This window comes from Rhodococcus sp. ACPA1, assembly GCF_002300195.1.
Classification (GTDB): Bacteria; Actinomycetota; Actinomycetes; order Mycobacteriales; family Mycobacteriaceae; genus Rhodococcus_F; species Rhodococcus_F opacus.
The window spans coordinates 488,774-506,414 of record NZ_NSDX01000008.1; the positions used below are offsets into that span (position 1 = coordinate 488,774).

14 protein-coding genes are annotated in these 17,641 nt (G+C 65.8%); 6 read left to right on the top strand and 8 right to left on the bottom strand.

The genetic code is table 11. The features are described 5' to 3' along the window. Positions 1 to 10 precede the first annotated feature (10 nt). The 5 genes from CJ177_RS35285 to gnd all read right to left on the bottom strand — a co-directional run bounded on the left by CJ177_RS35285 (position 11) and on the right by gnd (position 6,569). The gene (locus CJ177_RS35285) at positions 11 to 625 is read right to left on the bottom strand and encodes an ATP/GTP-binding protein (RefSeq protein WP_095869894.1); all 615 of its coding nucleotides are present in this window, start codon (positions 623 to 625) and stop codon (positions 11 to 13) included. Then, on the bottom strand, positions 622 to 1,041 hold the full coding sequence (locus CJ177_RS35290; protein ID WP_095869895.1) for a roadblock/LC7 domain-containing protein: 420 nt from the start codon (positions 1,039 to 1,041) through the stop codon (positions 622 to 624). The genes CJ177_RS35285 and CJ177_RS35290 overlap by 4 nt, the downstream gene beginning before the upstream one ends. After that, positions 1,038 to 3,668: an ATP-binding protein gene (locus CJ177_RS35295; protein ID WP_095869896.1), complete on the bottom strand. Its 2,631-nt coding sequence runs from the start codon at positions 3,666 to 3,668 to the stop codon at positions 1,038 to 1,040. Before CJ177_RS35295 ends, CJ177_RS35290 begins: the two co-directional genes overlap by 4 nt. Positions 3,669 to 3,998: 330 nt before the next feature. Further along, positions 3,999 to 5,666 (bottom strand): glucose-6-phosphate isomerase, encoded by a 1,668-nt coding sequence (pgi, locus tag CJ177_RS35300; protein WP_095869897.1) that lies wholly within the window; start codon positions 5,664 to 5,666, stop codon positions 3,999 to 4,001. 3 nt (positions 5,667 to 5,669) lie between these two features. Continuing rightward, positions 5,670 to 6,569, bottom strand: coding sequence for a phosphogluconate dehydrogenase (NAD(+)-dependent, decarboxylating) (gene gnd / locus CJ177_RS35305; protein ID WP_095869898.1), 900 nt, complete (start codon positions 6,567 to 6,569; stop codon positions 5,670 to 5,672). Between the two features lie 162 nt (positions 6,570 to 6,731). Here gnd and zwf point away from each other — a divergent pair, with 162 nt between their 5' ends. Continuing rightward, positions 6,732 to 8,312, top strand: a complete 1,581-nt coding sequence (gene zwf / locus CJ177_RS35310) for a glucose-6-phosphate dehydrogenase (RefSeq protein ID WP_095869899.1) — start codon at positions 6,732 to 6,734, stop codon at positions 8,310 to 8,312. Positions 8,313 to 8,613: 301 nt separating this feature from the next. Here zwf and hxlA read toward each other — a convergent pair whose 3' ends face one another. Further along, positions 8,614 to 9,243 (bottom strand): 3-hexulose-6-phosphate synthase, encoded by a 630-nt coding sequence (gene hxlA, locus CJ177_RS35315; protein ID WP_095869900.1) that lies wholly within the window; start codon positions 9,241 to 9,243, stop codon positions 8,614 to 8,616. A 47-nt stretch (positions 9,244 to 9,290) separates the two neighbouring features. Next, complete coding sequence (gene hxlB / locus CJ177_RS35320; protein WP_095869901.1) at positions 9,291 to 9,872, bottom strand: 6-phospho-3-hexuloisomerase; 582 nt, start codon at positions 9,870 to 9,872, stop codon at positions 9,291 to 9,293. A 148-nt stretch (positions 9,873 to 10,020) separates the two neighbouring features. Here hxlB and CJ177_RS35325 point away from each other — a divergent pair, with 148 nt between their 5' ends. Both CJ177_RS35325 and CJ177_RS35330 read left to right on the top strand, forming a co-directional pair. Beyond that, positions 10,021 to 11,313: a LuxR C-terminal-related transcriptional regulator gene (locus CJ177_RS35325; RefSeq protein WP_095869902.1), complete on the top strand. Its 1,293-nt coding sequence runs from the start codon at positions 10,021 to 10,023 to the stop codon at positions 11,311 to 11,313. 796 nt (positions 11,314 to 12,109) lie between these two features. Beyond that, on the top strand, positions 12,110 to 12,457 hold the full coding sequence (locus CJ177_RS35330) for a hypothetical protein (RefSeq protein ID WP_095870006.1): 348 nt from the start codon (positions 12,110 to 12,112) through the stop codon (positions 12,455 to 12,457). Positions 12,458 to 13,157: 700 nt separating this feature from the next. On the opposite strand, the gene CJ177_RS47645 is transcribed toward CJ177_RS35330, so the two are convergent. Then, positions 13,158 to 13,448 carry a hypothetical protein gene (locus tag CJ177_RS47645; RefSeq protein WP_218835160.1) on the bottom strand — a complete coding sequence of 97 codons (291 nt, stop codon included), beginning with the start codon at positions 13,446 to 13,448 and terminating at the stop codon, positions 13,158 to 13,160. A 461-nt stretch (positions 13,449 to 13,909) separates the two neighbouring features. On the opposite strand from CJ177_RS47645, the gene CJ177_RS35345 reads away from it, so the two are divergent. The 3 genes from CJ177_RS35345 to CJ177_RS35355 all read left to right on the top strand — a co-directional run bounded on the left by CJ177_RS35345 (position 13,910) and on the right by CJ177_RS35355 (position 17,261). Further along, positions 13,910 to 14,521, top strand: a complete 612-nt coding sequence (locus CJ177_RS35345) for a dihydrofolate reductase family protein (protein ID WP_095870007.1) — start codon at positions 13,910 to 13,912, stop codon at positions 14,519 to 14,521. A gap of 104 nt (positions 14,522 to 14,625) precedes the next feature. Next, positions 14,626 to 15,558, top strand: a complete 933-nt coding sequence (locus CJ177_RS35350) for a barstar family protein (protein WP_257014832.1) — start codon at positions 14,626 to 14,628, stop codon at positions 15,556 to 15,558. Positions 15,559 to 15,965: 407 nt separating this feature from the next. Then, positions 15,966 to 17,261, top strand: a complete 1,296-nt coding sequence (locus CJ177_RS35355) for a histone-like nucleoid-structuring protein Lsr2 (protein ID WP_257014833.1) — start codon at positions 15,966 to 15,968, stop codon at positions 17,259 to 17,261. The last annotated feature ends 380 nt before the right edge of the window (positions 17,262 to 17,641 follow it).

A 17,641-nucleotide genomic window follows, 5' to 3' on the forward strand; every position in this document is an offset into this window, starting at 1 on the left:
GAACGAGTGGTCAGAAGGACACGGGATTGGTCAACGCCTGCAGGGCATATGCCGAAATCGAGAGAAGGGCGTTCCGGACCGAAGCGCGGCTTCGTGCGTCAACGTAGATGATCGGCACGTCGGCCGTGACCGCCAACGCGGCCCGGATGTCGTCCAGGGGGTATCGCGGGGCCTCGTCGAACTCGTTGACCGCCACCAGAAAGGGAAGTCCACGCGATTCGAAATAGTCGACAGTGGCGAAACTGTCGTCGAGTCGACGGGTGTCGATCAGAACGATCGCTCCGATCGCTCCGCGCACCAGATCGTCCCACATGAACCAAAACCGGTGCTGGCCCGGCGTTCCGAACAGATAGAGGATCAAATCCTCTGCCAGCGTGAGGCGCCCGAAATCCATCGCGACGGTGGTGGTGACCTTCTGCGGGGTTGCCGTGACGCTGTCGATCCCGGTACTCGTGTCGGTGACCATCGCCTCGGTCCGCAAGGGAACGATCTCGGACACCGATCCGACCAGCGTGGTCTTCCCGACACCGAATCCGCCGGTGATGACGATCTTGGCCGAGGTGACACGCGCAGGTAAGGGATTCGGCCCACGAGTACCGGCCGGCGGTAGTGCCGCTGGGATCATGACCGCGCTGCCGAACGGGGCCTGGCCTCGACCTCGGACCCGACGCGTTCGACCAGGACCGCCATCTCGTAACCGACCTGTCCGATGTCGCACTCCGCTGTGGTCAGGGCCGCCAGCTGCGAGCCGTCCCCGACACTCATCAACAACAGATACCCGTGCTGCATCTCGACGACCGACTGCAAGACACCACCGCCCTCGAAAAGGGTCGACACGCCGGCCGAGAGACTGGCCAACCCTGACGTGACCGCCGCGAGCTGTTCGGCTCGGTCGAGTGGCAGGTGCTCGCTTGCGGCCATCAGCAGACCGTCGGCCGAGACCAGCACGGCGTGCGTCACGCGGGGGACGTCGCGGGCGAAGTTCGATACCAACCAGCCCAGCGTGCCAGGACTTGTCACGAAGGTTCCTCCTGTTGTCATCGGTCCCGCGGACCGGGACGGGGCGAGTTGCCCGTCCTGCCTGCGCGGACACCGCTTTGGTGTTGCGTGAGCGTGGCGCGGATGGTTTCGGGTGTGCGGACTCGCCTGGACGTGGCGTCCGGCTCGTCGATACCGCCGGGGACCAGGCGTTGGCCAGGGACACGTTGTGGCAGCCCGTGGCGGGTGACCCGCTCAGGGGTCTGCTGCGCGGCCCGGCGGGCAGCAGACCACCCGGTATCCGCTCGCGTGATCCACTGTTGCGGAACATCGCTGTCGGTCTTGGTGGGGGCGGTCAACCATGGGGGAGCGATACTGGCGAAGATCGGGGTCTGCGCGGTCCCGTCGTCGCGGGTCTCCTCGGCAACCACCCGAGGCTGGAAGAAGGATGCCGTCCGAGTGGAGTCCAGACGATGTCGCGGCGCGGGCCCTTCGGAAGTCTTACTGTTCTCCGGGGTTGCCACGGATGGGGGTCGGGCGGCGGTAGTGATCCCGGTCGCCCCGGGTCGGCGTTGGGGAAGAGTACCTGTTACGGGACCCGCTGGTGCGCCGACACCCTCGACTCCGAGAGGTACCGGTTCTTGGCGTGCTCGCTGTCGCTGGACGGGGACTGGTTCGACCGTCGCAGGGAGGGCGCGGGTCTCCGGTGACGTGTGTGCGGGCTGCTGACCGGAACCCGGGGGACGTCCGCCGTAGCTGTCCTGGACCTCGGCGGTCGGTGCCGAGGTGAGCACATCACCGGAGATGTGGACCGACACGGTGATTCCCGCGTTGCGTGACCGGTCGAGTGTGCGGCGAAAGGTGATGGTGATGTTGTGCCTCTTGCTGAGTTCGCTGACGACGAAGAGTCCCATGCGACGTGCAGTGTCCGGGGTGACCTCGGCCGCCGCGGCGACGCGGTCGTTGACCTCGTGCAGGTCGGTCGCGGACATGCCGATTCCGCGGTCCACGATCTCGATCACGACACCGCCGTCGATGGTGCGCGCGCAGGTCGTCATCACCGCAGTGTCCGGCGGCGAGAAGTGCAGCGAATTGTCGAACAATTCGGCCAGGATATGCACGAGATCCCTTCCCGCCGTGCCGGTCAACGTCACCGGTGGTACCGGGCCGACCTGAACGCGCTGGTAGTCCTCCACCTCGGAAATCGACGCCCGCACGGCATCGCCCAGCGGGATGGGTGCCGGGCGGCTACGCCGGTTGTCGCTGCCCGCCAGGATCAGCAGGTTGTCGCCGTTGCGGCGCATCCGGGTGGCGAGGTGGTCGAGCCGGAACAGGTTGTCGAGGCGCTTGGGGTCGCGCTCTTCGAACTCGAGTTGCTCGATCATCTCGAGTTGCAGATCGATCAGTGACCTGCTGCGCCGTGCAAGCGTTTCGAAGACGTTGTTCATCTGCAGCCGCAGTTGCGCCTGCTCGCCGGCGAGCAACAGGGCCTGGCTGTGAATGTCATCGATGGCGCGAGCAAGCTGGCCGATCTCTTCCTGGGTGTGCACGTCGATGGGATCGACTGCCAACGTGGACGCGGCGGCACCGGCCTTGACTCGTCCGACCGCCTCCGGCAGGTCTGTGTGCGCCACCTGCAGGGCACCGCGGCGAAGTCTGCGTAGTGGCTCGAGCAGGGATCGTGCCACCATAACGGCGAGCAGAATCGCGGCGAGCAATAACGTCGTGACCACCGCCATGTCTCGCCACGCGCTGGCCCGCAACGCGTCCGACTTGGCCCCGACCACCTCCCGCAAACCTGCGGACGCCGAGGCGACTGCGCTGGAGTAGTCATCGACGCTGGCGAACAGCGAATACTTGAGACCGGTCAGTGCCTGCTCGGCGCTCTCACGGCGAGTAGCGTTCTGTAACAATGCGATTCGGTCGCTCACGCCTTTTCGGAGAGTCTCGATGGTCGGGTCACCGGGAGGATAGCGTTGCGCGACCTGGTCGAGCAGTGCGGACTCGGTGCGGAGGTCGGCCAGAAGATTGACGCTCTCGGATTCGAGAGTGGCATCGGATTCGCCGGTGAGAATTGCTGTCGATGCGACGACCGACAGGCCCTCGGCGGAGATCTGCTTCTGGGCTGCCCACAGATCCTCGAGACGCCCGGTCTCGACGACCAATTCGGGGTCGGCGATCGGCACGGTAATCGCGGTCACCGCGCTCGACAGACCGGAGCGGATGGACGCGAGTTGTTCGGTGAGTGCCGCCGTCGACGTGGGTCCCTGCTTGGCCTGTGCACTCAACGCTCGCGCACCGGCGAGGGCGGTCGCAAGGTGCGAAGCCGTGGTGTCGTCGAGCCGGGCCGACGTATTCGCTCGTTCCACTTCCCCGATGGATGCGTCGAGGTTGTCGATCATCGACACTGTGATCGCGCGTTGCGCGAGTGTTCCCATCACAACGGCCGCGTCCCCGTCCAATTCGACGAGCAGGGGAAGCATCTGGACCCGGTCGGCGACCGTCGTGAAGTCCGCGGCCGCCTCGAGTCCTTCCTGTACGCGGAGAGCACCGAGTCCCGCCGCAACCAGGAGAGGAACGGTCAACACGATCGCCATCTTCCATCGCAGCGACCAGCCTGCGATACCTGATGTCGGCCGCTGCTCGCGGGTCCGACGGAAGCCGACAACCGCGGCGGTTGTGCGACTCATCGTGTGCCTCTCGGGTCATGCGCCCCCGGAGAGGGCGCGGCGGAGCGCCGAGGTGGTGGCCGAAGCAATGGGCGGACCGTCCTCGTCACGTGCCCGGGAGGCTATGACAGAGACGGAGAAGCGCAGGAGAGATGCCGGGATGTCCGCATTCCACCGACACATAGGCTGAAGCTGTTCGGGAAAACCGAAAGAAGTAGACCGAACAACCGGTGTTTCGCCGAAACTGTCGCGCAGCGCCACGTCGAGGCCGGGTTACGTCGCGTATGGCTACCCGAGAGGGGTCAGTGTATCCACCGGACCACAACAACCACCCCCGGACCGCAACCGCATTCACCGTCGGTCGCCACGCGCCGTGCTGAACCACCGGGCAAGCGACTCCGTCGAGCTGTCCAGATCGGCGAAGTCCGGCGACTTTTCCTTCGCACTCACGATGGTCTGCAGTTCCACCGCCTGAGTCTTGCCGAGTTCGACACCCCACTGGTCGAACGAGTTGATGCCGCACAGTGCGCCTTCGACGAAGGTCTGATGTTCGTACAGTGCGATCAGTTGCCCGAGGATCGAGGGGGTGAGCTTGCGCGCCAGGATCGTCGTGGACGGACGGTTCCCGGGCATCACCTTGTGCGGAATCAAAGAGTCGGGGACACCATCAGCGGTGATCTCGTCGGTGGTGCGGCCGAACGCGAGGACCCGCCGCTGCGCGAGAAGGTTGCTGACGAGGATGTCGTGCATGCTGCCCCGGCCGTCGATCGTGGGCAGGTCCTCGGTGGGATCGGCGAAGCCGAGAAAATCGACCGGTATGAGCCGGGTGCCTTGGTGAAGCAACTGGTAGAACGCATGTTGCCCCTTGGTGCCAGGCTCGCCCCACCAGATGGAACCGGTCGCGGTAGCAACCGGAGCCCCGTTCAGCTGCACCGCTTTACCGTTGGATTCCATGGTCAGTTGCTGCAGATAGGCCGGAAACCGGTCGAGGTCGTTCGAATACGGCAGCACCGCACGGGTTTCGGCGCCGAAGAAGTTCGAGTACCAAAATCCGAGGAGCCCGAGCAGCACCGGGGCGTTCGCCTCCAAGGGCGCCTCGGCGAAATGCCGGTCCACGGTGTGCATCCCGGCAAGGAACTGACCGAATGCGTCCCTGCCGATCGCGGCCATCACCGCCAGCCCGATCGCGGACCCGACGGAGTAGCGTCCGCCGACCCAGTCCCAGAACTCGAACATGTTGCCGGGGTCGATCCCGAACTCGGCTACTTTCGCGGCATTGGTGGACACGGCGACGAAGTGCCGGGCGACCGCATCCTCACCGAGCGCGGTGGTCAGCCACCGCCGGGCGGCGGTGGCGTTGGTGAGGGTTTCGATGGTGGTGAACGTTTTCGACGCCACGACGAACAACGTGGTCGCCGGGTCGAGATCGCCGAGCACCGCAACCAGGTCGGTGGGGTCGACATTCGAGACGAACCGGACCGTAATGCCGGCCTCGGAGTAGTGGCGCAGCGCGCCGCACACCATGCGCGGCCCCAGATCGGAGCCGCCGATGCCGATGTTGACCACCGTGGTGATGCGCTCACCGGTGACCCCGCGCCACTGTCCGCTGCGGATGCGGTCGGTGAACTCGCCCATTCGGTCGAGCACTTCGTGCACGTCGGCGACCACGTCGCGGCCATCCGCCCGTAGTTCCGAGGGCCGGGGCAGACGCAGCGCGGTGTGCAGGACCGCCCGGTCCTCGGTGGTGTTGACGCGTTCTCCGCGCAGCATACGGTCGCGGTGTTCTTCCAGGCCCACTGCGCGGGCGAGGTCGGTCAGCAACCCGAGGGTTCTCCGGTCGATCCGGTGCAGGCTGTAGTCGATGAACAGGTCACCGGCGGTAACGGTGAGGTCGCGACCGCGATCGGGGTCGGTGTCGAACAACTCCCGCAGGTGCAGGTCGGCCACGTCGGCGTGATGGGCCTGTAGCTTCTGCCATTCGGGGGAGCGGGTGACGTCAGATTGGGTCGAGATCGTCACGGTTCAGGCGATCCCGGCGGGTTCTGCGGACCGGACGGCGTGCCCACCGAACTGGTTGCGCAATGCCGCCACCGCCTTCATCGCGGGGGAGTCGTCCTGGCGGGACGCGAAGCGGGCGAACAGTGCGGCGGAGATCACCGGTGCGGGGACCGCGTGGGCGATGGCTTCTTCGACGGTCCAGCGGCCTTCGCCGGAATCCTCGGTGTACCCGGAGATCGCGGCCAGGTCGGGATCGTCGGACAGGGCTTGCACCAGGAGGTCGAGCAGCCAGGAGCGGACCACGGTGCCCTTGGACCACGCGCGCAGGACGGCAGGTACGTCGACGATGGATTCTTCCGCCGCCAGCAGTTCGTACCCCTCGGCGTAGGCCTGCATCAGCCCGTATTCGATGCCGTTGTGCACCATCTTCGCGTAGTGGCCGGCGCCGACCGGGCCGGCGTGGACGAAGGAGTCCTCCCGGTCCCCGTCCGGTCGCAGCGCGTCGAAGACCGGCATCAGCCGGTCGATGTCGGCGGCGTCACCGCCGGCCATCAGTGCGTATCCGTTCCGTCGCCCCCACACTCCGCCGGAGACGCCGCAGTCGAGGTAGCGGATGCCGTGTTCGGCGAGGATGTCCGCGTTGAGCTTGTCGTCGGTGAACCGGGAGTTGCCGCCGTCGACGACGAGGTCACCGGGCGCGAGCAGCCGCGAAAGCTGCCCGATCACCTGGCGGGTCGGCGCACCGGCGGGCACCATCACCCACACCGCACGCGGCGCCGGAAGCGATTCGACCAACGCTTCGAGGCTGTCCACATCGCTGTCGGCGGCGTTCGGGTCGTATCCGATCGCCTCGAGTCCGCGTTCACGCAACCGCTCACGCATGTTCAGCCCCATTTTGCCCAGACCGACCAGTCCCAGTTTCATCGTCACCGTTCCACTTTCAATTTTCGAGTGCCTTGCCGAGGTCTATGTCTACGGGGGTTTCGGGGCCGCCTCACCTGACCGGACGGGCAGCTGACACTGGCCGCTCGGCCAAGTGCATTACCTCGCCGCGCCTTCGACACTGGTAGTCGACGCATTGTCCGAATGCGCGTGTGGTGGAGCGAAAGACGGAGTGCAACAGAAGTGACCGTGTCTGAAGTGCAGGAGTGGGACCCGCTGGCAGCGGGCTCGGACGGCCGGTTGGGTGAGGCGTTGATCGGCGATATCGGTCAGGTCACCGAACCGGCGTCGATGGTGATCTTCGGGATCACCGGGGATCTCTCGCGCAAGAAACTGATTCCGGCCATCTACGACCTCGCGCACGGTGGCCAGCTACCACCGGACTTCGATCTGATCGGATTCGCCCGCGACAGCACCGACGCCGAAACCCGGCTGCGCGAGGCGGTGATCGCGCACGCGCGCACACCCTTCGACCCTGCGGTGTGGAACGAGCTGGCCGAGCGGATCCACCTCGTGCAGGGGTCGTTCGACGACACCGCCGCGTTCGCCCGGCTCGCCGCCCGGCTGGCCGAGCTCGATGCCCGCCGCGGCAAGCCCGGCAACTACGTCTTCTACCTGTCCATCCCGCCGTCGACGTTCGCCACGGTCTGCGATCAGCTCGCGATCACCGGCCTGAACCGGGATGCCCACGGATGGCGCCGGGTGGTGGTGGAAAAACCTTTCGGGCACGACCTCGCCAGCTCGCAGACCCTCGGTGTCGCACTGGAACGAGTGTTTCCACCATCCTCGATCTACCGCATCGACCACTACCTGGGCAAGGAAACCGTGCAGAACATCCTCGCGCTGCGCTTCGCGAACGGAATGTTCGAGCCACTGTGGAACAACCGGCACATCGACCACGTGCAGATCACCATGGCCGAGAACGTCGGCGTGACCGGGCGCGCCGGGTACTACGACGGCGTCGGCGCCGCCCGCGACGTCATCCAGAACCACCTGCTGCAACTGTTGGCGCTGATCGCGATGGAAGAACCCGTCGCGTTCGACGCCGACAGCATCGCCGCAGAGAAGATCAAGATCCTCTCCGCCACCGAACTCCTCGGACCGCTCGCGGAGACAACGGCCCGCGGCCAATACGGTGCCGGAGTGGAGAACGGCGTTCCCGTACCAGGATTGGCTGACGAGGCAGGCTTCCCCGCCGACTCGACGACCGAGACCTTCGCGGCCCTGACAGTGGGCATCGCGACCCGCCGGTGGGCCGGCGTGCCGTTCTTCATCCGCACCGGCAAACGCCTGGCACGGCGCACCACCGAGATCGCGGTGACCTTCACACCCCCCGCCCACGGCTCACCCGCGGCCCGGGCCGCGGCGGTCTCGAACGTGCTCGTGTTCCGGGTCCAGCCGGACGACGGCATCGAGTTGCACATCGGCGCCAAACGTCCGGGCGGCGGCATGCACATTCAGCCGGTCAGCCTCGGGATGGACTTCCGGTCGGTGTTCGACCCGGCACCGGAGGCCTACGAGCGGCTGATCAGTGACGTGCTCCGCGGGGACGCCACCCTCTTTCCCCGCCGTGAGGAGGTCGAATGGTCCTGGCGGATCATCGATCCGCTCCTCGAACACTGGGCCGCCACGGGTCGCCCAGAGGACTATCCGTCTGGTGCGTCCGGCCCGGAGTCCGCGGAACGGATCCTCAGCCGGACCGGCCGGTCGTGGCGCCAGCTCTGACCCCTCCGGGCAGGTAGATGCGCGAGGTGGGACCGACGGAGGGGTTCAAGTCCCACCCACGCGGACGGCAGCTCAACCGGACTTCGACGATCTCGATGCCGCCGGTGCTCGTTGCGGATGCTCCTCGGCCCCACCGGACCCAGCTGGGGACCTGCTCTGCGTGTTGAGAGCGAACTCCGTTGACGCGATGGCTGCGGAACGGTCCTCGAACACCGCTCCACGCTCACTCAGTGACAGCACCACACCATACGGCGAAAGGCCCCGAACACGAACATGTTCGGGGCCTTTCGTGCACGCAGGACTACTTGGTAAGGGCGTCCTTGAGGGCCTTCGCCGCCGCGGCGGGGTCCTCGGCGCTGTAGATGGCACCACCGGCGACGGCGACGGCGGCACCGGCGTCACGGACGGCGGCGATGGTGTCGACCTTCACGCCACCGGCGACGGAGAACGGGACACCGGCGATCTTGCCGTCGTCGAGGAGGGTCTGGATCGAGTACCCGGGCTGGGCCTGCTCGTCGAGGCCGGCGTGGATCTCGACGAACGCGACACCGAGCTTGGCGATCTCGCGGGCTCGCTCGACACGGTTCTCGACGCCGATCAGATCGGCGACGACCTTCTTGCCGTGCTTCTGCCCTGCCTCGACGGCACCCTTGATGGTGGCATCACCGGCGGCGCCGAGGACGGTGACCAGGTCTGCGCCGGCGGAGAAGGCCAGGTCGGCCTCGAGGAAGCCGGCGTCGGCGGTCTTGAGGTCGGCGAAGACCTCCTTGTCCGGGTGCGCCGCCTTGATCGCGCTGATGGCGCTGAGGCCGGCGCTCTTGATCAGCGGGGTTCCGAGTTCGATGATGTCGACGTACGGGGCGACCTTGTTGGTCAGGGCCAGCGCGTCGGCGGTGGTGAGCAGATCGACTGCAACCTGCAGCTTCGTCATGTGTTTCTCCTGGTTATCTTCTGTTGGGGATTTGGGGTAGGGGTCGCTCAGCCGATGTTGGCGTGGCGTTCCCACAGCCGCTCGGCGGTCTGATCGACGTTGTGCCACAGCGCCTGGAACAGGGCGTCGAAGGCGAGGAGCACGGACTGCTCGAACAGGCTGCCCGCGTACTGGGCGGTGATGGCGGCGCTGTGGTCCTGCTTGTCGGCCGCGGGCAGGAGCAGGACCTCGTCGGCGCGCCGGGCGAGCGGCGAGTCCGGAGCGGTGGTGACGGCCAGCACCGAGGCACCCACCGTCTTCGCGGTATCGGCGGCGCCGACCACCGAGGCGGTGGTGCCCGACCCGGAGACAGCGATCAGCACATCGCCGCCGCCGACGGCGGGGGCGGTGACCTCCCCGGCCACGTGGACGCGCAGGCCAAGGTGCATCAGCCGCATCGCGGCCATCTGGACGGCCAGGCCGCTGCGCCCGTTGCCGATCACGAACACTGCGCGCGCGGACGTGATGAGCGAACCGGCGCGGTCCCACTGTTCTGCGGCAACGGAATTGAGCAGGCGCACGTTCTCGTCGAGCACAATGCGGCGCCCGTCACTGAACCGTGTGCGTGTCTGCTCGACGGTGACGGTCATGGTCCTCCTCGGTATAGCCGTTCTGGGTGTGAGAACAAGGCTGCCGACCCCGAGGCGATCGGGCACCCGGCCGGCCGGCCGGTTCGGGCTGGCCGGTTGGCCAGTGCCTTCTCGCGGCTACCGGCCATACTGTGGACGGGTGGTAAGCGTGGAGGACTCGGTTCGGTTGCAGGGCGATGCCTGGGTGGAGATGCGGAAGGTGATCACGGGACCGCTCCCGGACATCGCGGCCCGCTTCTCCCGGTTCCTTGGCCGATGGTGGCCGCACGACGCCCTGGTGATCTTCACCCGTGAATGCACCGGACGTCCCCGCAAAGTCGCCGGAAACCGCGAGATCGTCGACCGGGTGACCATCGACGAACTCGACGAGATCAAACAATCCATCGAACCCGGTGGTCTCTTTGCCGGAATCCGTTCGCTGGGAGGTGGACGCCGCCGAGTCTGGGCGGCCCGCGACTCCGGCGACACCCTGCTCGTCCTGGTCCCGCGGCCCTCTCAGGCAGGCGCACCCGACCCCGATGAGGTCGCAGCCGTGTTCGGGATCGTCGCGACCTCCATCCAGCACCAGGTGGCACAGGCCAGCCCCGACTATCTCGCCGAGTCACGGGCAGCGTCGAGTGAACGCGCCCGCACCATCGCCGAACTGACCGAGGTCCACGAGGCGACCCTGTCGTCGATCCTCGGAACCCTTCGCTCGAACGACCTCGACGACCGGAGATCCCGCATCACCGCGAGTGAGACCGCATCGGCCGCACTGATCGCGCTGCGGTCCGCGGGTGCCGCCGACCGCGCCCACTCCGAGGAGGCGGTCACCACCGCGTTCGCCAGACTGCAAGGCGAACTACGCCCCCTGCTACGTCACCGCGACGTCGACGTCGACTACGTCGACCCACCCGCCGACGGCCGCCCCCTCCCCGGTGAGGTGGCGCACGCGGCGCGGGCGATGGTCCGCGCCATCGTCCTGGCCTTCACCGCCCAACCGGTGCTGACCCGAATGCGGATCGCGTGGGACTGCGACGGCGACAATGTCCTCATCGAGGTCCGCGACCAGGGACCCGGCGAAATCGACCGAACAGCCCTCACACGCCAGCTGGCCGGACGGCTGCACACCTTGCGTGGTGGGATCGACATCGAATCCATTGCCGGATGGGGGAGCCGGGTCACCCTGACCATCCCCCTGGATCCCCCGGCCGTGCGCCCGGACGAGCACCTGCTGTCCACACTGAACCCCCGCGAACTCGAAGTCCTCGCCCACCTCGCAATGGGAAAACGCAACCGCGCCATCGCCGAAGAACTCGGAATCAGCCAGAGCACCATCAAGTTCCACGTCGCCAGCGTGCTCAAGAAACTCGACGTCGCCAACCGTGGGGAAGCCAGCGCGATCGGGATCCGGGCGGGGATTGTCTCCGGCGAGGCACATCCAGCGCCCGGCCCAGGCTAGAGACCACAACCCATCTAGGCGGCGTACGCCCAGGTCAACCGTGCCGCGGTTGCGTCGACGCAACATTGACCGGCATTATGTCAGTGCCTGAGGCAGTAGCCGAGGGAAGTGGTTCGTGTAGGAGGTCTCCGGGGCGTAAGTACCCCTGTAGGCAGCCCCACCAAGCGGTTTCCAGCCTTGCGCGCCCACCTCGCACGAGGGCCTCTCCGATCCGGAGGGGCTTTCTTCGTCTCTTCAGAGCCTCACCACGGTGATGCGGTGCGCGATCTTCGCCCGCATGCTGCCACTTCGCCCCCAGGCCCACGCATGCACGTTTCAACAACGGGTTGGTGGTTCGGTGGGAGTGTCAGGTTTCGGTGGACAAAGCTCTGGCCAATCAGTTTTGTTCTTACACGGTCTGATTCGTCCTTCGAACGTGCGTGTATACGCATTGAGAGCCGGTTCCGGGGCCGTGCCCGGCACGGTGCTGTCCGCCGGCCCGGGCGACGAACTGCAAGGTGCGCGGCGGCTCGGTCCACGGCTCGTCGCCTGCACAGTCAACTTCTCGTTGGCTTCAGGCACGGTATCGCTGAATGTCATCCGCAGACAGAGGATTACGTGATCGACACGGATTGGGCTCCGGGCGGGATCGTCATGAATGCCGGTCTCACCGCACGGCACCTTTCGGGGCATGTCAAGTCGTAACGTGTCCGGCGGCTGCCCTATCGCGCACCGTGGGGTCCGTGTCGCTTGGATGAGACGGTTTGAACTGACGTTTCTGGCTTACCGTGGCGGTATGAGAGGTGATGAGGCTCGCGTGGCCCGGGACTTCGCGGGGTGGTTGTCGTCTCAGGGGTGGACGGTGCGTACCGATGCGGATTTCGTCGACATTGTTGCAGAGAAGGACGGGCGCCGGCTCTACGTCGAGGTCAAGGGTGCGACGACCGCGCCGGGTTTGGACGTCGATACCGCTATCGGGCAGCTGGTGCGGCGGATGCCGAGCGAACCGGATCAGTCGGTGTCGTTTGCGTTGGTCGTTCGTGACGAGCCGCGATCGGTGGAGGCGGCGGTGCGGGCACCTCAGCGGATTCTGGATCTGTGGGGGATGGCGCTGTATGCGGTCGATGAGGACGGTGGGGTGCGGCAGCTCTTCGGCCGCGCATGAAGACTGTCTTTTGCACGGGACGGGGCCACGGCCAGCCGGGTAGCCGGTAGCATCAGTGAGCCGATCCGTCGGGTAGGGCGGGCGCGCGGGCCTGGGTTTGGGCAGGACCTTTGGGCAACCGGGTCAGACTGGGTGTGTAGCGCATGGCCGTCCGAAAGGGTTGTGAGACAGAACTCCTCGACACACCGGTGCCACTTCTGATGCCGCGGGAGGATCGGGCAGCGGCAGACCGGCCGGGGCTGTGATCGGTTCGGCACCACGGCCACAGTGCGTGTCGGTGCGGTGATGCCTTGGCTCGACATCGGTGGGACCGGGAGCAACCCCGGATGTTCTACCCGTGCCCTCTCGAAAGAGGCGGTAGGGCGTGCACATGATCGTAGCGACACGGCGGACGTTGCTGAAGGAAATCGCTCGAAAGTAACTGGCATCACATCCTCCGTCTCGTTCGCCATCGTCGCCGACGATGGGCAGGTGCCGGATCCACCTCTTCCGCGAAGTTGACGCGTACGGGTTCCGAGGGCGGTTCGACCACATCGCACCCCGGTATTTCGGTCGGGTACGGCGCGGGCTCGGAAACGTAGGCGTACGCGCCGTTGGCAGTGGGCTCACCGGTCCCAGGGTCGTTCAACAGGCCGGCAACCACAGTTCCGACTACAACCGTCGCGATGACGACAACGTCGAACCATCTGCTCTCGCGTCATCACACGTCGACCAGCAGCGTGTCTCTTCCGCCGTCGGCGAGCGCACGGTAGTAACGCAGCGCGACCACCTCCGCGACGGCCAGGACCATGAGCTCGAGCCTCAAGCCCATCAGCCGACGCAGCTGCAGTGCCGGCCGATCGTCGGGACGCCGCCGGATCGCAGCAGCTCCGCCAGCATCCGCGCCTGGTTGTTCCTCGGCGACGAACAGTCGCAGGGCGGTTGCGTAGTCGGGGTCACCCGCGGCGTCTGCCTTGACGACTAGGTGGGCACCGTCGCCGCTCTCTCCCACCTGGAACTTCCGCAGACTCCGTGCCACCGCCGAATGCAGCTGGCAACTGAGGGACCAGTCCGGCTCGGGCTCCGTTGCCCGCCGCGCGGCCTGGGCCGCGAAGTCAGCGCACCTGGTCTCCGACGTGCTCATACAGAAAGGGAGCGAAGAAATCTGATCAATGACCGGTCAGCGATCTCGTTCCGGGCGAGCGTCGCCGACGGTCGGACATGTGATCGGTGGTTCCCCTTGCGGTGCAGCGGGCACAGCACGCCTGCCGTTGATCCTGCGGCGATTCATCCGATCGCGCTGAACGAGAAGTGACCAGCGGTCGCCGATCACCTCGACGGCGGCGTTGATCGCGCACCCCGGGCGCGGCTGTCCAGCTTTCGGTCTCACCGTCCCGTGTATGGCACTTGCGACCCGCCACCACTTGTTACGGTGACGCCTACCACACGCGAACTGCTTCCTGGGAGATGCTGATGTCCGACACCACCTGCCACATGTCGATCTCGCTCGACGGCTTCGTCGCCGGACCCGAGCAGAGTCGGGACAATCCGCTGGGCAAGCGCGGCGGCGAGCTGCACGGCTGGCATATCGGTGACCCGCGCGCGACCGAAGCCGACAGGACAGCCAATGGATGGCTCATGCGCCCTCGCGGCGCCTACGTCATGGGTCGCAACATGTTCGGGCCGATCCGCGGTGAGTGGAACGAGGCGTGGGACGGATGGTGGGGATCCGAGCCGCCCTACCACGCCCCGGTCTTCGTGCTCACTCACCACGCACGCGAACCGATCGAGATGGAGGGCGGGACCACCTTCCACTTCGTCACCGAGGGGTTCGACGCCGCCTACCCGCGGGCGCTCGAAGCGGCCGACGGCAAGGGTGTGGACATCGCCGGTGGCGCTTCGACAGTCCGACAGGCACTCAATGCCGGCGTGATCGATGAACTCACCCTCGACATCGCACCCGTCCTACTCGGCGGCGGCGAGCGCATGTTCGATGGCGTTGAGACGTTCGGCTTCGAGCCCGTCGAGGTGCTCCACTCACCGCTAGCCACCCATATCCGTTATCGCAGAGGCAGCGCCGGTTGAGCAGCAACTGCCCTTCGTGCGTCTCAATCGGGATCGCTGACCGGTCACCGAATCGATCGGTTGCAGTCGGATACGCATACGCTCGATAGATGGTGCGCACCGTGGTGTTCGATCCGACTGAGCGGGAACTGTTCGATGACCAGCGGCAACGGTTCGACTGGACGCTCCTGCAGACAGGGTTCGTGTTCCGGTACGCCGCTCGGTTCCAGCTCGATAGCGCGTGCACGCGACTCACAGACCTCGGCTACCTGGTGCATGAGGTCGACGCTCAGGAATGGGCCTGCGTTGAGGACATGCACACCGCGTTCGCGGCATCGATGTCGTTCCCGGACTACTACGGAAAGAACCTCGATGCGTTCGGCGACGTCCTCAGCGATGTCGCGACCTTCAGCTACGGCAGCGACCCTGCGACGGCGGGCACCGTCCTCGCGATCGCGGACTTCGACGTGCTGCTGCAGATCGACCATCGCACAGGCCGGAAGATCCTGGAGATCTGCGCACGGCAGGCACGCCTGGCGGCTCTCTATGGGCACCCCATGCTGTGCTTGGTCGAGACAACTGCGTCGGATCTCGGGACCGTAGGAGGCACCGACGTCTACGCAGGCACGGTGTGGGACACACCTCCGGACCCGCCGGATCCCTTCGACGAAGCCGACGTTCTCGAATTCGGATTCCAGATTTATGCCACGGAGGGTGAGGCCGCCGACTATGTGTCCGCACTCGACCAAGTGATCGCACCCGTTCTCGGCGAGATAGGCCGGTGGCAGATCCTCGACCCCACACTCGCATCGGAGAATGCAGTCCGCTTTCACCAAGAACATCCCAGCCCACGACAACAGCCCGGCCAGCAACTCTGGGACGTCTTCGTCGGTGTCCGCGGCGTGGGAGACGCCATGATGCTCGGTGAAGAAGTCTTTCACGCCGTGGAGCGGGCGGGCATGCTCTTCGAGCAGATGTCGCAGATCTTGTACAACAACGGCTACCAGGAAGCGGCCTTCGAGAAGTATCGGGAGTTGGCCGACTTCCCGAACGGCTGATTGGCCACCGCGAATTTGGCTCGCAATTGGATGGCTATCCGTCAGGCTCGTCCCCGAGACCCACACATTTACGCGTTTCTCCCTGATCGATACGGCTCGACATTACTCGGATCAAAGTGACTCGGTCCACCACCGGCTACAGTCGGTTCTGAGGCGGAAATCTCGAAGTCGCCCATCGTCACTGTGTCCCGCCAACGGCACTGACCGCCAGGATGATTCGCTCTAGTTCTGCGTGAAACTCGATGCGGAATGAGTTGGGAACTCCGGGAGGAATCGTGTCGGCCTGCCGAGATCGGTGATGGGTTGGGCACGTGAATTGGCGGTACGGGTGAGCCTTTTGATTACCGGGAGTGCTCGCCTGCCGTTACTGTGTGCGTTCGACGATTGCCCGGCGACGAAGGAGACACATGACGGTATCACCGAAGGGTTCTGACGGTTCGGCGAAGAACACGACCAAGCAGATTCGTAAGTGGGCGGTCGGGGAGGGTTTGGAGGTGTCCTCCCGTGGCCGGATTTCGGCCGAGATCGAGCAAGCCTTCCACGACGCTCACGCGAAGAAGGCTCAGACGGAGACCGCTTCGGTGAAGAAGGCGGCCGCGACGAAGTCGCCAGTGGCGAGGACGGTCGTGAGTAAGGCGTCGGCGAAGAAGTCGTCCGGGGAAATTCGTGAGTGGGCGATCGGGGAGGGTTTGGAGGTGTCCTCCCGTGGCCGGATTTCGGCCGAGATCGAACGAGCCTTCTATGCCGCTCACGCAAAGAAGGCTCAGGTCGAACCGGCTTCCGTGAAGAAGACGGCCGCGACGAAGACGGCCGTAAAGAAGACCGTCGTAAAGAAGCCGCCGGTCACGGCGAAGGCGGCCGCGGAGAAGCAGATCACTGCGAAGGCTCCGGCGAAGGGTGCGGCGAGCAAGGTTCCGGCGAAGCGGTCGTCCTGGGAGATTCGTGAGTGGGCGGTCGGGGAGGATTTGGAGGTGTCCCTGCGTGGCCGGATTTCGGCCGAGATCGAGCGGGCCTTCCACGACGCTCACGCGAAGAAGGCTCAGGTCGAACCAGCGCCGGTAAAGAAGACGGCCGCAGAAAAGACAGCTACGAAGAAGGCGGCGGCTCCGGTCAAGCAGGCGGCGACCACCGCTCCGGCGGAGCAGAAGCGCAAGAAGAAGGCGCCTGAACAGAAGACGCCGGTAAGGAAGGAATCCGCGACGAAGACGGCCGCGAACAAGACATCCGCGTCGACGGCTCGAGTGAAGAGTGCGCCGGTGAGTACGGCTCCAGCGAAGACGACGACCACGGAGATACGTCAGTGGGCGATCCGAGAGGGTCACGTTGTGTCCTTCCGCGGCAGGATTCCCGCTGAGATCGAGCGGGCCTTCCACGACTCTCAGGCAGCGAAGGTTCGGACAAAAACTGCGAAGGCCAGGAAAGCTTCCGCGACGAAAGCGGTCAGCAAGACGTCCGCGTCGACGGGTCCGGTGAAGAAGACGGTGGCGAGCAAGGCCCCTGCGACGAAGGCGTCCGCGAAGTCGCCTGCGGAGAAGGCTTCGGTGCAGAGTGCTTCGGTGAGTAAGACTTCGGCGAGGAGGACGTCCAGGGAGATTCGCCGGTGGGCGATCGGGGAGGGTTTGGAGGTGTCCTTACGTGGCCGGATTCCGGCTGAACTCGAGCGGGCCTTCCATGACGCTCAGGAACAGGTTCCGGTCGCGTGAGTTGTGACATGCACTGATGGCCATCCTGGCGCGAAGGGCTATGAGCCTGTGGGAATCCCGATCATCGGGGTCCTGCGCTGAGTGGTTGTTCGACACCGCTGTGGCGGCTCTGGGTTGAGGTTATCCCGGCGGCACCTGACGTGACCGGCGCGGGAGTTGATGGGGCACAGGTGTTCCGGTCCAGGGCACCCCTGATCGTGATGTGCATGGTTCTTCGGGTGCGGCGGGAGACTTGTATGCCGCGGTGGGTGTGACCGGGTGCCGGCACATAGAGGACTTCGCGCACGATGACGGGTCGCCGGGTCGTCTCGGACAACTGACGAGGTGATCGTCGATCCCCGCTCTGGGGAACTACCGGTGGCCGCGGTTGCCGCCATTTG

What these genes read in the sequence shown, in the direction of transcription:
- CJ177_RS35285 (WP_095869894.1), bottom strand. Translation starts at nt 625, where the DNA reads ATGATCCCAGCGGCACTACCGCCGGCCGGTACTCGTGGGCCGAATCCC.
- CJ177_RS35290 (WP_095869895.1), bottom strand. Translation starts at nt 1,041, where the DNA reads ATGACAACAGGAGGAACCTTCGTGACAAGTCCTGGCACGCTGGGCTGG.
- CJ177_RS35295 (WP_095869896.1), bottom strand. Translation starts at nt 3,668, where the DNA reads ATGAGTCGCACAACCGCCGCGGTTGTCGGCTTCCGTCGGACCCGCGAG.
- gnd (WP_095869898.1), bottom strand. Translation starts at nt 6,569, where the DNA reads ATGAAACTGGGACTGGTCGGTCTGGGCAAAATGGGGCTGAACATGCGT.
- zwf (WP_095869899.1), top strand. Translation starts at nt 6,732, where the DNA reads ATGCGCGTGTGGTGGAGCGAAAGACGGAGTGCAACAGAAGTGACCGTG.
- hxlA (WP_095869900.1), bottom strand. Translation starts at nt 9,243, where the DNA reads ATGACGAAGCTGCAGGTTGCAGTCGATCTGCTCACCACCGCCGACGCG.
- hxlB (WP_095869901.1), bottom strand. Translation starts at nt 9,872, where the DNA reads ATGACCGTCACCGTCGAGCAGACACGCACACGGTTCAGTGACGGGCGC.
- CJ177_RS35345 (WP_095870007.1), top strand. Translation starts at nt 13,910, where the DNA reads ATGTCCGACACCACCTGCCACATGTCGATCTCGCTCGACGGCTTCGTC.
- CJ177_RS35355 (WP_257014833.1), top strand. Translation starts at nt 15,966, where the DNA reads ATGACGGTATCACCGAAGGGTTCTGACGGTTCGGCGAAGAACACGACC.